The organism is Pseudomonas sp. PVC-3-1 (assembly GCF_057444315.1).
Window position 1 is genome coordinate 3,136,667 of record NZ_CM172023.1, and the last position, 12,529, is coordinate 3,149,195.

The 12,529-nt window shown below is 62.6% G+C and carries 15 protein-coding genes; 14 read left to right on the forward strand and 1 reads right to left on the reverse strand.

All coding sequences use genetic code 11. The features are described 5' to 3' along the window. The first annotated feature begins 219 nt into the window (after positions 1-219). Genes rluC through sppA form a run of 3 tightly spaced genes read left to right on the forward strand, consistent with a single transcriptional unit; the run spans position 220 to position 2,850 of the window. Entirely contained in the window at positions 220-1,176 is a 957-nt protein-coding gene (rluC, locus tag AC2T4A_RS14740) for a 23S rRNA pseudouridine(955/2504/2580) synthase RluC (protein WP_478377543.1), read from the forward strand. Then, a complete protein-coding gene (locus AC2T4A_RS14745; RefSeq protein WP_478377544.1) occupies positions 1,169-1,855 on the forward strand; it encodes an HAD-IIIA family hydrolase in 687 nt (228 codons plus the stop codon). The genes rluC and AC2T4A_RS14745 overlap by 8 nt, the downstream gene beginning before the upstream one ends. Continuing rightward, positions 1,855-2,850, forward strand: coding sequence for a signal peptide peptidase SppA (sppA, locus tag AC2T4A_RS14750; protein ID WP_478377545.1), 996 nt, complete (start codon positions 1,855-1,857; stop codon positions 2,848-2,850). Before AC2T4A_RS14745 ends, sppA begins: the two co-directional genes overlap by 1 nt. A 90-nt stretch (positions 2,851-2,940) precedes the next feature. Here sppA and AC2T4A_RS14755 read toward each other — a convergent pair whose 3' ends face one another. Further along, the gene (locus AC2T4A_RS14755; protein WP_486743597.1) at positions 2,941-3,519 is read right to left on the reverse strand and encodes a Maf family protein; all 579 of its coding nucleotides are present in this window, start codon (positions 3,517-3,519) and stop codon (positions 2,941-2,943) included. A 112-nt stretch (positions 3,520-3,631) separates the two neighbouring features. Between AC2T4A_RS14755 and AC2T4A_RS14760 the strand changes: the two genes are divergently transcribed. The 11 genes from AC2T4A_RS14760 (at position 3,632) to AC2T4A_RS14810 (ending at position 12,508) form a co-directional block, all read left to right on the forward strand. After that, complete coding sequence (locus tag AC2T4A_RS14760) at positions 3,632-4,162, forward strand: YceD family protein (RefSeq protein WP_045211618.1); 531 nt, start codon at positions 3,632-3,634, stop codon at positions 4,160-4,162. A gap of 13 nt (positions 4,163-4,175) precedes the next feature. Further along, positions 4,176-4,358, forward strand: coding sequence for a 50S ribosomal protein L32 (gene rpmF, locus AC2T4A_RS14765; RefSeq protein WP_009621425.1), 183 nt, complete (start codon positions 4,176-4,178; stop codon positions 4,356-4,358). A gap of 3 nt (positions 4,359-4,361) precedes the next feature. Continuing rightward, the gene (gene plsX / locus AC2T4A_RS14770) at positions 4,362-5,369 is read left to right on the forward strand and encodes a phosphate acyltransferase PlsX (RefSeq protein ID WP_486743598.1); all 1,008 of its coding nucleotides are present in this window, start codon (positions 4,362-4,364) and stop codon (positions 5,367-5,369) included. A 104-nt stretch (positions 5,370-5,473) separates the two neighbouring features. Beyond that, on the forward strand, positions 5,474-6,412 hold the full coding sequence (gene fabD / locus AC2T4A_RS14775) for an ACP S-malonyltransferase (RefSeq protein ID WP_486743599.1): 939 nt from the start codon (positions 5,474-5,476) through the stop codon (positions 6,410-6,412). Positions 6,413-6,426: 14 nt separating this feature from the next. Beyond that, positions 6,427-7,170 carry a 3-oxoacyl-ACP reductase FabG gene (gene fabG, locus AC2T4A_RS14780; protein ID WP_416744986.1) on the forward strand — a complete coding sequence of 248 codons (744 nt, stop codon included), beginning with the start codon at positions 6,427-6,429 and terminating at the stop codon, positions 7,168-7,170. Between the two features lie 193 nt (positions 7,171-7,363). Beyond that, entirely contained in the window at positions 7,364-7,600 is a 237-nt protein-coding gene (gene acpP / locus AC2T4A_RS14785; RefSeq protein ID WP_015477931.1) for an acyl carrier protein, read from the forward strand. Between the two features lie 118 nt (positions 7,601-7,718). Continuing rightward, positions 7,719-8,963, forward strand: coding sequence for a beta-ketoacyl-ACP synthase II (gene fabF / locus AC2T4A_RS14790; protein WP_416744985.1), 1,245 nt, complete (start codon positions 7,719-7,721; stop codon positions 8,961-8,963). Next, positions 8,963-9,778: an aminodeoxychorismate lyase gene (pabC, locus tag AC2T4A_RS14795; protein WP_486743600.1), complete on the forward strand. Its 816-nt coding sequence runs from the start codon at positions 8,963-8,965 to the stop codon at positions 9,776-9,778. Before fabF ends, pabC begins: the two co-directional genes overlap by 1 nt. Positions 9,779-9,784: 6 nt before the next feature. Continuing rightward, the gene (gene mltG, locus AC2T4A_RS14800) at positions 9,785-10,900 is read left to right on the forward strand and encodes an endolytic transglycosylase MltG (RefSeq protein WP_478377615.1); all 1,116 of its coding nucleotides are present in this window, start codon (positions 9,785-9,787) and stop codon (positions 10,898-10,900) included. Next, positions 10,897-11,529, forward strand: a complete 633-nt coding sequence (gene tmk, locus AC2T4A_RS14805; RefSeq protein WP_416744982.1) for a dTMP kinase — start codon at positions 10,897-10,899, stop codon at positions 11,527-11,529. Before mltG ends, tmk begins: the two co-directional genes overlap by 4 nt. Further along, on the forward strand, positions 11,522-12,508 hold the full coding sequence (locus AC2T4A_RS14810; RefSeq protein WP_486743601.1) for a DNA polymerase III subunit delta': 987 nt from the start codon (positions 11,522-11,524) through the stop codon (positions 12,506-12,508). The genes tmk and AC2T4A_RS14810 overlap by 8 nt, the downstream gene beginning before the upstream one ends. Positions 12,509-12,529: the final 21 nt, after the last annotated feature.

Here is a 12,529-nt window from a genome sequence, read left to right on the forward strand (position 1 = left end):
TGTCTCAAGGCCTGGGTTTCGAGGCGCTGTCGGCGGGAGAATCGCTCGAGCCGTTGCAACGCTTCAGGGGACTGCCTGGTGTCCTTTTAATGTGTTTGCAGGCGGTTGGGGATGGCGATTACGCGATCATCCGCAGGCCTGGCCACTTTTGGCGGCCTCCCGAATATAGCAGCAATGATTAAGTGCTTCAATTGAATGAAAAATTGTTATTATATCCGGATGACGAATCCCGCCCCTCCGACTTCCGGCGTTCAGCTGCTTGAAGTCGCGCCGGAGTATGCCGGCCAACGAATCGACAATTTCCTTCGCACCCAGCTCAAGGGCGTACCCAAGACCCTGATCTATCGCATCCTTCGCAAGGGTGAGGTGCGGGTCAACAAGGGACGCATCAAGCCTGAGTACAAGCTGCAGGCTGGCGACGTGATACGCGTTCCGCCTCTGCGCCTGGCTGAGCGCGACGAGCCGGTGCCGCTGGCCCAGGGCCTGCTGGAGCGCCTGGAGGCAGCCATTGTCTTCGAAGACAAGGCGCTGATCGTGGTGAACAAGCCCACCGGCATCGCCGTGCACGGCGGCAGCGGCCTGAACTACGGGGTCATCGAGGCCTTCCGTCAGCTGCGCCCGGAGTGCAAGGATCTGGAGTTGGTCCACCGCCTGGATCGCGATACCTCCGGCCTGCTGATGATCGCCAAGAAGCGCAGCATGCTGCGCCATCTGCACGACGCTCTGCGCGGCGAGCGCATCGTCGACAAGCGTTACCACGCTCTGGTGCGCGGTAACTGGCCGGCGGCGAAGAAGCAGATTGCCGTGCCATTGCTGAAGAACAACCTGCGTTCCGGCGAGCGCGTGGTGGAAGTGAATCCCGAAGGCAAGGAGGCGCTGACCGAGTTCAAGGTGCTGCGCCGCTTTGGTGATTTCGCCACCCTGGTGGAGGCGCGCCCGATCACCGGTCGTACCCATCAGATCCGTGTTCATGCCAAGCACGCCGGTCATTCCATTGCGGGCGATCCCAAATACGGCGACGAAGATTTCTCCCGCGAGATCCGCGAGTTGGGTGGCAAGCGCCTGTTCCTGCATTCCGCGTTCCTGCGCGTACCGATGCCGGATGGCTCGGTGCTGGAGTTGGAGGCGCCGGTGGACGAGGTCTGGCAGCGCACGGTGGAGCGCCTGGATGCGTGAGTATTCCCTGCTGATCTTCGACTGGGATGGCACATTGGTGGATTCCATCGGTCGTATCGTCGAGGCGATGCGGGTCGCGGCAGTCGGCTCCGGCCTTCCTGAGCGCAGCGAAGCGGCCATCAAGGGCATCATTGGGCTGGGCCTGCCGGAAGCCATTCAGACGCTGTATCCGGAAGTGGAAGAGGGCGAGCCGCTGGAACGCTTTCGTCTTGACTACGGTAATCACTATCTGAGCCTGGAAGTGCAGCCTTCGCCTTTGTTCCCGGGTGTTGCCGAGGCGATGGCGGAGTTTCGTGGTGCGGGCTATCAGTTGGCCGTCGCCACCGGTAAGAATCGCCGCGGGCTGGATCGCGTACTGGCGGGGCAGGGCTGGACCGATTTCTTCGATATCACCCGCGCCGCCGACGAGTCGGCGAGCAAGCCGGATCCGCGCATGCTGCACGAGATTCTCGAGCATTGCCGGGTCGATGCTCGCGATGCGCTGATGGTGGGTGATTCGCCGTTCGATCTGGAAATGGCGCGCCGCGCTGGCATGGATTCGGTGGCAGTGGGCTATGGTGCTCAGTCGCTGGAGATCCTTCGGGAGTATGCTCCGGCGCTGGAAGTGAATCATTTCAATGAATTGCGCGCCTGGCTTGCCGGGCGTTCGGTCAAACCAGTGCTCGAGGTAGGCAACTGATGTCGGATGAATGGAAGGCGGACGATAGCAAGGCTGCGCAAACCACGGCAGGTGATGACAAGAGCTGGAAGTTGCTGGAGAAGGCCGTTCTGGCGGGTGTCCAGGAGCAGCGTCGGTCGCGTCGCTGGGGTATTTTCTTCAAGTTGCTGACTTTCGTATATCTGTTCGGCGCGCTGGCGTTGTTCAGTCCGTTCAGCGGTCTGTCCAAGTCCGCGTCGCGCAGCGCCAGTCACACGGCGCTGATCGAAGTTAAAGGCATGATTGCCGACAATGAGCCGGCCAGCGCTGACAACATCGTTGGTGCGCTGCGTTCGGCATTCGAGGATGCTGGCACCAAGGGTATCGTCCTGCGCATCAATAGTCCGGGCGGCAGTCCGGTGCAATCCGGCTATGTCTACGATGAGATCAAGCGTCTGCGCGGTGAGTACCCGGATATCAAGGTCTACGCGGTCATCAGTGATCTGGGTGCTTCCGGCGCCTATTACATCGCCAGCGCTGCCGACGAGATTTACGCGGACAAGGCCAGTCTGGTGGGTTCCATCGGTGTGACGGCAGCGACGTTCGGCTTCGTCGGCACCATGGAAAAGCTGGGTGTGGATCGCCGCATCTATACCTCGGGCGAGCACAAGGCCTTCCTTGATCCGTTCCAGCCGCCGAAAGCGGATGAAACCGCCTTCTGGCAGCAGGTGCTGGATACCACGCACAAGCAGTTCATCGATGTGGTGAAAAAAGGCCGTGGCGACCGCCTGAAGGACAAGGATCATCCGGAGCTGTTCTCTGGCTTGATCTGGTCCGGCGAGCAGGCGTTGCAGTTGGGTTTGATTGATGGCCTGGGCAGCACCAGTTATGTGGCGCGCGAGATCATCAAGGAGAAGGAAGTGGTGGACTACACCGTGCAGGAAACTGCCTTCGACCGCTTCACCAAAAAGCTGGGTGCGAGTGTCGCCGAGCGTTTGGCATTGTGGATGGGTTTTCAGGGGCCGGCTCTGCGCTGAAGTCCTTCCTTATATAAGGAAAGGCCCGGCGATCGCCGGGCCTTTGTGTTTCCGGCGTTGCGGGGCGGCTTTCTGTTTCAGGCTTTAATTTCAGGGCACTGGCACCTGCTCGGCGAGCAGCATGTCCACCAGGCGGATCAGCGGTAGGCCGACCAGGCTGGTGGCGTCTTCGCCCTCGGTGGAGCGGAAGAGGCTGACGCCCAGGCCCTCGGCCTTGAAGCTGCCGGCGCAGTCGAAGGGTTGTTCGGTCTCCAGGTAGCGGCGAATGCGTGCTTCGTCGAGATCGCGGAAGTGCACGGTAAACGGCACGCAATCCACTTGGGCTTCGCCGCTCTGGCTGTTCAGCAGGCAGAGCCCGGTGAGGAAGCTGACGCTCTTGCCGCTGGCACTCTTCAGTTGTTCGGTCGCGCGCTCGAGATTGTGCGGTTTGCCGAGAATCCGACCTCCATTCACCGCAGCCTGGTCCGAACCGATGATCAAATGGGCGGGGTAGCGCTGGGCCAGGGCGCGAGCTTTGCTTTCCGCCAGTCGGCGCACCAGCTCTTCGGCGCTCTCGTCGGGCAGCGGGGTTTCGTCGATGTCGGGGCTGGCGCATTCGAACGGCAGGCGCAGGCGTTGCAATAATTCACGGCGGTAGGGCGAGCTGGAAGCAAGGATCAGAGGTAGCATGGAGAATTCCTTTGGCGCGTCACGGCGATTCTAGCGAAAAGGGCTGTCCATACAGCGGTTTATGGCTAATTTCCTTTGACAGCTTCGGGTGCATCCCTATAATGGCGCGCTTATGTTGAATGGACCGATACCACCTCACGTTGATCCGCGCAAATTGGTAGAGCGCGCCGCCACCCTCGAGGGTGTGCTGCCGATCGCCAAGATGGCACGTCTCAGCGAGCAACTGACCAGCAGTGATGGCGATGTTCACGCGAAGTTTTCCTTCTTCCGTGATCAGCAGAAGCTGGCGGTCATGCACGTCGAGCTCAATGGCGAGGTGAGCATGGTATGCCAGCGCTGTCTCGAGCCGGCCAAATTCCATGTGGGTGGTGAGTACGATTACGTCATCATCCCGGAAGGCAAGTCGATCGATGATCTGCCCAGTGGCTACGATGCGCTGGAGGTGGGGGATGACCCCATCGACCTGACCTCGCTGGCTGAGGACGAGTTGCTGCTCGCCTTGCCCATCGTGCCGGTCCATGACCCTGAGGATTGCCAGCAGCCGGTGGGATACGCTACAGCGCCCGAACCGAGCGAGAACGTCGAAGAGCGGCCCAATCCGTTCAGCGTACTGGCGCAGTTGAAGCGTGACCCAAACGTTTAGGAGTTAATCAATCATGGCTGTTCAGCAGAACAAAAAATCCCGTTCCGCTCGTGACATGCGTCGTTCGCACGATGCCCTGGACGCGAACGCTCTGTCCGTGGAAAAGAGCACTGGTGAAGTTCACCTGCGCCACCACGTCTCCCCGGACGGTTTCTATCGCGGCCGCAAGGTCGTAGACAAAGGCTCTGACGAGTAATCTTTGTCCGCACCAATCATCGCGATTGATGCAATGGGTGGGGACTACGGTCCCCACTGCATTGTTCCGGCCTGTATTTCCTTTCTGGCCGAATATGCCTCCCTCCAGCTGGTCCTCGTCGGCCAAGCTCCTCTGATAGAAGAACACCTGCGCAGCCTTTCTCCGGCCGAGCGTCAGCGTCTTCATGTTCATCACGCCAGCGAAATCGTCACGATGGACGAGCGTCCGTCCCAGGCGTTGCGTGGCAAGCCCGACTCCTCGATGCGTGTTGCCCTTGAACTGGTTCGAGACGGCAAGGCCCATGCCTGCGTGAGCGCTGGCAATACCGGTGCGTTGATGGCGCTGTCCCGATATCTGCTCAAGACGCTGCCTGGCATCGATCGACCGGCCATGGTCACTGCCGTGCCGACGCAGAATGGTCACTGCCATCTGCTGGATCTGGGTGCCAATGTCGACTGTAGCGCCGAGCACCTCTACCAGTTCGCCGTCATGGGCGCCGTGGCGGCGGAAGCGTTGGGCAAGAGTAATCCCAGGGTCGCGCTGCTCAATGTCGGTACCGAAGACATCAAGGGCAACCAGCAGGTGAAGCTCGCGGCCAGCCTCCTGCAGCAGGCGCGCGGCGTGAACTATATCGGCTACATCGAGGGTGACGGCCTGTATCGGGGGTTGGCCGATGTGGTGGTCTGCGACGGTTTCGTCGGCAACATCCTGCTCAAGTCCAGCGAAGGTCTCGCGGCCATGGTGGCGGCGCGTCTGGAAGAACTGTTCAATTCCAGCCTGGCGGCCAAGGCGGTCGGGCTGATGGCTATGCCTTTCCTGCGTCGCCTGCGCGGCGAGCTCACGCCGTCGCAGCACAATGGCGCGAGTTTCCTCGGTTTGCAGGGCATCGTGGTGAAGAGCCACGGCAGTGCGAAAGAGGAGGGCATCCAGAGCGCCTTGCGTCGCGCGCTGCTGGAAGTTCGCGAGAATCTGCCCCAGCGGCTGCATGGCCGTCTGGAACATCTGCTCTAATGTGTGACCGCAGTCGTCAGACCGTCATCCAACTGTCAGTTCAATGCGCCAGGCTCTCGCCGGCGTTATCCATTTGACGACACAGACAAAAGGGACCTGTTGCAATGTCCGCATCCCTCGCCTTCGTATTCCCCGGCCAAGGTTCGCAGTCGCTCGGCATGCTCGCCGAGCTGGGTGCTCAACATGCCATCGTGCGCGATACCTTCGCCGAAGCTTCCGCCGCCCTGGGTTATGACCTCTGGGCCCTGGTACAGGAAGGTCCGGAAGAGCGCCTGAACCAGACCGACAAAACCCAGCCCGCCATCCTCACCGCCTCCATCGCCCTGTGGCGCCTGTGGCAGTCCGAAGGTGGTGTGCAGCCGGCTTATGTCGCCGGCCACAGCCTGGGTGAGTACTCCGCACTGGTCGCCGCTGGCAGCCTGGCTTTCGCCGATGCAGTGAAGCTGGTCGAGCGCCGTGGCCAACTGATGCAGGAAGCTGTGCCGGCTGGTACCGGTGGCATGGCTGCCATTCTCGGTCTGGAAGACGCCGACGTGCTCGCCGCCTGCGCCGAAGCCGCTCAGGGCGAAGTGGTCAGCGCCGTGAACTTCAACACCCCCGGCCAGGTGGTAATTGCGGGTGCGGCGAAGGCCGTAGAGCGCGCCATCGAAGGTTGCAAGGCCCGTGGCGCTAAGCGCGCCGTGGCTCTGCCGGTCAGCGTGCCGTCGCACTGCGAACTGATGCGTCCGGCCGCTGAGCGTTTCGCTGAAGCTGTCGAAGCGGTGCAGTGGCAGATGCCGCAGATCGCTCTGGTGCAGAACGTCAGCGCCCAGGTTCCCGCCGATCTGGTTGCCCTCAAGCGCGACCTGTTGGCGCAGTTGTATAGCCCGGTCCGCTGGGTCGAGACCGTGCAGTTGCTGGCCGAGAAAGGCGTCACTGACCTGATCGAATGCGGTCCGGGCAAGGTGCTGGCTGGTTTGAACAAGCGTTGCGCCAAGGGCGTGACCACCCACAACCTGGATTCCGCGGACGCCTTCGGTGCGGCTCGCGCGGCTCTGGCTTGAACAGGAGATAAGGCATGAGTCTGCAAGGTAAGGTTGCTCTGGTTACCGGCGCGAGCCGTGGTATTGGCCAGGCCATCGCACTGGAGCTGGGGCGCATGGGTGCCACCGTGATCGGCACCGCCACCAGCGAATCCGGCGCTCAGAAGATTTCCGAATATCTCAAGGATAACGGTATCCAGGGTTCGGGAATGGTTCTGGACGTGTCCAACGACGAGTCTGTGACGGCCGTTGTCGAAGCCATCCAGAAAGAGTCCGGCGCACCGGCTATCGTCGTCAATAACGCAGGCATCACCCGCGATAACCTGCTGATGCGCATGAAAGACGATGAATGGTTTGATGTGGTCAATACCAACCTCAACAGCCTCTACCGTCTGTCGAAAGCTGTGCTGCGCGGCATGACCAAGGCACGCTGGGGTCGCATTATCAATATCGGCTCCGTTGTCGGTGCCATGGGCAATGCCGGGCAGACCAACTATGCGGCGGCCAAGGCTGGCCTTGAAGGCTTCACCCGCGCCCTGGCGCGCGAAGTCGGTTCCCGTGCTATCACTGTCAACGCGGTTGCTCCGGGCTTCATCGACACCGACATGACTCGCGAACTGCCCGAAGCCCAGCGTGAAGCGCTGCTCGGCCAGATTCCGCTGGGTCGACTGGGACAAGCCGAAGAGATCGCCAAAGTGGTAGCATTCCTCGCTTCCGAGGGCGCAGCTTATGTAACGGGTGCCACGGTACCGGTGAATGGCGGAATGTACATGAGCTGATGTGACGAGTTCCTTACTGGCGATGTCATATGCGCTGTCTAAAAATCTCCAGGCGTTTTTACGCTGGAATAGACAGAGCATCTGGATTGCCGGGAAGGGGGCGTCAGCGTTCAGCTTGAAATGCAGAAAACCCTTTCTATACACTTACCCGCAGCCCAGCTGTACGGATTGTCCATAGGAGTGAAAACAAGGTATGAGCACCATCGAAGAACGCGTCAAGAAGATCGTTGCTGAGCAACTCGGCGTTAAGGAAGAAGAAGTCACCAACAGCGCTTCCTTCGTTGAAGACCTGGGCGCCGACTCCCTTGACACCGTTGAGCTGGTGATGGCTCTGGAAGAGGAATTCGAGACCGAAATCCCCGACGAGCAAGCCGAAAAGATCACCACCGTTCAGGAAGCCATCGACTACATCGTTGCCCACCAGGCATAAGACGTAGTCGTCGGTTCCCCGACGAAAGAAGCCGCACGGCCTGCAAAGGCGTGCGGCTTTTCTTTAACGCCGGCATCAGCCGGCGTTATTGCCGTGAAACACATGAGAGGAAGTCACAGTGTCGCGTAGACGCGTAGTCATCACTGGCATGGGTATGTTGTCGCCCCTGGGTGTGGATGTGCCGAGCAGTTGGGAAGGCATTCTCGCCGGGCGCAGCGGTATCGCCCCGATCGAACACATGGATCTGTCCGCCTTTGCCACCCGTTTCGGCGGCTCGGTGAAAGGGTTCGACGTCGAGCAATACATGTCCGCCAAGGAAGCTCGCAAACTCGACCTGTTCATCCAGTACGGCCTGGCTGCCAGCTACCAGGCGGTGCGTGACTCTGGTCTGGAAGTCACTGACGCCAACCGGGAGCGCATCGGCGTTGCCATCGGTTCGGGCATCGGCGGTCTGACCAACATCGAAAACACCTGTCGTTCGCTGTTCGAGCAGGGCCCGCGGCGCATTTCGCCGTTCTTCGTGCCCGGCTCGGTCATCAACATGGTCTCCGGATTCCTGTCGATCAACCTCGGTCTGCAGGGCCCCAATTACGCCATCACCACCGCCTGCACCACCGGCACCCACAATATCGGCATGGCCGCACGCAACATTGCCTACGGCGACGCTGACGTGATGGTGGCCGGCGGCTCCGAAATGGCAGCCTGTGGCCTTGGCCTGGGTGGCTTTGGCGCTGCGCGCGCGCTGTCCACCCGCAACGACGAGCCGACCAAGGCGAGCCGTCCGTGGGACCAGGATCGCGACGGCTTCGTGCTCTCCGACGGCGCTGGTGCGCTGGTGCTTGAGGAGCTGGAGCACGCCAAGGCCCGTGGGGCGCGTATCTATGCTGAAGTCGTCGGCTTCGGCATGAGTGGCGACGCCTTCCACATGACCGCTCCGCCGGAAGATGGCGCCGGTGCCGCGCGCTGCATGAAGGCCGCGCTGCGTGATGCCGGGCTGAACCCCGAGCAGGTCGACTACATCAACGCCCACGGTACTTCGACGCCGGCCGGCGATATCGCGGAGATTTCCGCGGTGAAATCGATCTTCGGCGAGCATGCCTACAAGCTGTCGATGAGCTCCACCAAGTCCATGACTGGCCACCTGCTGGGCGCTGCCGGTGCAGTCGAGGCGATCTTCTGCGTACTCGCCCTGCGTGATCAGGTCGCGCCGCCGACCATCAACCTGGACAACCCCAGCGAAGGCTGCGACCTCGACCTGGTCGCGCATCAGGCCAAGGAGCGTCCGATCGACGTTGCCCTGTCCAACTCCTTCGGTTTCGGTGGCACCAACGGCTCCCTGGTGTTCCGCCGGTTCCACGGCTGATGCTGAGCTGGATCGACGGCCACAACGCCGAAGTCCTGTCCGCGCGTGATCGCGGGCTGGCCTACGGCGACGGGCTGTTCGAGACCATCCGCGTGTCCGCGGGCCGTCCGCGTCTGCTGGCACGCCATCGGGCGAGGCTGGAGGAGGGCGTTCGCCGCCTCTCCCTGCCGGTCTCCCTTGGTCTCGTCGAAGATGAACTCCTGCGCTTCTCCGTCCTGCTCGGCGATGGTGTCGTCAAGCTGATGCTGACCCGTGGCGAAGGAGCGCGCGGTTATGCGCCGCCGGCTGATGCACAGGTGCGCCGCCTGTTGCTGGCCTCGCCTGCACCGGCCTACCCGACGAAGAACAGCGAGGAGGGCGTCACACTCTTCCCTTGCATCACACGCCTGGCCGAGCAACCGCTGCTCGCCGGTCTCAAACACCTCAATCGCCTGGAGCAGGTCCTGGCTCGTGGCGAGTGGAGCGATCCGGCCTTCGCAGAAGGTTTGATGCGCGATGTTTCCGGGCGCATCGTCGAAGGCGTGTTCAGCAACCTGTTCCTGGTGAAGCAGGGTGCGCTGATTACCGCCGACCTTAGCCGCTGCGGTGTTGCCGGCGTCATGCGCGCCGAGATCATCGAGCGCGCCCGCGACCTGGGTGTGCCGGTCATCATTCGCGATATCGAGCACAGCGAACTGGCGCGGGCCGATGAGGTCTTTCTCTGCAACAGTCTCTACGGTATCTGGCCGGTGCGTGGCGTGGCCGAGTTCGCTTGGCCGGTCGGGCCGCTGACCCGTAAACTGCAGGGCCAACTCCGCGAACTTCTGGATTTCTGATACGTGATGCGCAAATTGCTGGTGCTGCTGGAAGGCGGCCTGCTGCTGGTCGGGCTCTTGCTGGGCCTGGCGGCCTGGGAGCAGCACCGTGCGCTGCAGCAACCGCTCCAGCTCACCGAAGAGCGTCTGCTCGACGCTCCGAGTGGCGCCACCCCTGGCCGCCTGTTGACCCGACTGGAGGACGAGGATGTCCTGCATGGTGGGTTCTGGCTGCGCCTGTACTGGCGCTTCAACCTGTCCGGGGAGGCGTTGCACAGTGGTGAATATCGCCTGACGCCCGGCATGACCGCTGCCCAGCTGCTCGATCTGTGGCGCGAAGGCGACGTGGTGCAGTACGGCCTGACGTTGGTGGAAGGCTGGAACTTCCACCAGGTACGCGAACTGCTCGCCCGCCAGCCCAAGCTGGACCAGACCCTGAACGGCCTCAGCGATGCTGACGTCATGGCGAAGCTGGGCAAGCCTGGCGTCTTCCCGGAAGGACGCTTCTTCCCCGACACCTACCGCTTCGTTCGTGGCACCAAGGATGTCGACATTCTCAAGCACGCCTACCAGCGCATGGACAGCATCCTCGCCGAGGAGTGGGACAAGCGCGCGCAGGACCTGCCCTACAAGGATTCCTACCAGGCGCTGATCATGGCGTCGCTGGTGGAGAAGGAAACCGGCGTGCCCCAGGAGCGCGGCCAGATCGCCGGCGTTTTCGTCCGTCGCCTGCAGAAGAATATGCTGCTGCAGACGGACCCGACCGTCATCTACGGCATGGGTGAGCGCTACTCCGGCAAGATTACCCGCGCCGACCTGCGTACACCGACGCCCTACAACACCTACGTGGTTGCCGGCCTGCCGCCGACGCCCATCGCGCTGCCCGGCCGCGAGGCAATCCACGCCGCGCTCAACCCGGTCGCCGGGCAGAGCTTGTATTTCGTGGCCCGCGGCGACGGCAGCCATACCTTCTCCGACAACCTGGACGACCACAACAAGGCCGTCCAGGAGTTCCAGATCAAGCGCCGCGCCGACTACCGTTCCAGCCCGGCGCCCATTCCGCTACCGGCGCCGATGCCCGCGCCAGATGCCCCCGCCGCCGATGCACCGGCGGCGCCGCAAGACAAGGAGAGTGCCGAGTGACCGGCCTGTTCATCACCCTGGAAGGCCCCGAAGGCGCGGGCAAGAGCACCAACCGCGAGTACCTGGCCGAGCGCCTGCGCGAGCGCGGCATCGAGGTCCAGCTGACCCGTGAGCCCGGCGGCACCCCGCTGGCGGAGCGCATCCGTGAACTGCTGCTGGACCCGAGCGATGAAAAGATGGCGGTGGATACCGAGTTGCTGCTGGTTTTCGCGGCTCGCGCCCAGCACATCGCCCAGGTGATCCGGCCGGCCCTGGAGCGCGGCGCCGTCGTACTCTGCGATCGCTTCACTGACGCCACCTACGCCTACCAGGGCGGCGGCCGCGGCCTGCCGGTGGAGCGCATCGCCCAGCTGGAAAGCTTCGTCCAGGGCGGCTTGCGTCCGGACCTGACCCTGGTCTTCGACCTTCCGGTGGAAATCGGCCTCTCCCGCGCGGCTGCTCGTGGTCGCCTGGATCGTTTCGAACAGGAAGGGCGCAGCTTCTTCGAGGCCGTCCGCAATACTTACCTGGATCGCGCCCGCGCCGAGCCGGCGCGCTATCACATCCTCGATGCCGCGCAGTCGCTGGCCGAGGTGCAGCGCGACCTGGACAAGCTTCTGCCGGCCTTGCTGGAGCGCCTCAATGGCTGACATCTACCCCTGGCAGCAGGGCCTCTGGCAGCAGCTCAGCAGCCGCTCGCAGCATGCTCATGCCTATCTGCTGCACGGCCCGGCCGGTATCGGCAAGCGCGCCCTGGCAGAGAACCTGGTGCACCTGCTGCTCTGCCAGCGCCCCGAGGGCGGCAAGGCGTGTGGTCAGTGCAAGGCCTGCCAACTGCTTGCCGCCGGCACGCACCCGGACTATTTCCTGCTGGAACAAGAAGAGCCGGAGAAACCGATCCGTGTCGATCAGGTCCGTGAACTGGTGGGCTTCGTGGTGCAGACCGCGCAATTGGGCGGGCGTAAGGTGCTGCTGCTGGAACCGGCTGAGGCAATGAACCTCAATGCCGCCAACGCACTGCTGAAGAGCCTGGAAGAGCCTTCCGGCGATACCGTGCTGCTGCTGATCAGTCACCAGCCCAGCCGGCTGCTGCCGACCATCAAGAGTCGTTGCGTGCAGCAGGCCTGCCCGCAGCCTAACGCCGAGCAGGCACGTGCCTGGCTGGCGCGCTCCCTGCCGGACGAGTCGGTGGAGGCGTTGGACGAGTTGCTGGTACTGTCCGGCGGCTCACCGCTGACCGCGTTGCGCCTGCAGGGCCAGGGCGTGCGGGAGCAGCGCGCGCAGGTGGTGGAGGGCGTGAAGAAGCTGCTCAAGCAGCAGGTTGCCCCAGGTCAGCTGGCCGAAAGCTGGAATGCTGTACCTTTGCCATTACTGTTCGACTGGTTCTGCGACTGGGCGCTGCTGATCCTGCGCTACCAGTTGGCCCGCGATGAAGAGGGACTGGGCCTCGCCGATATGCGCAAGGTCGTGCAGTATCTCGCCGAGAAGTCGACACAGCCCAAGGTGCTGGCGATGCAGGACTGGTTGCTGTTGCAACGGCAGAAAGTCCTCAATAAAGCCAACCTCAACCGTGCCTTGCTTCTCGAAGCCTTGCTCGTACAGTGGGCAAGTCTCCCCGGGCCGGGCTAGAATCCGGCCATCGGAAAAATC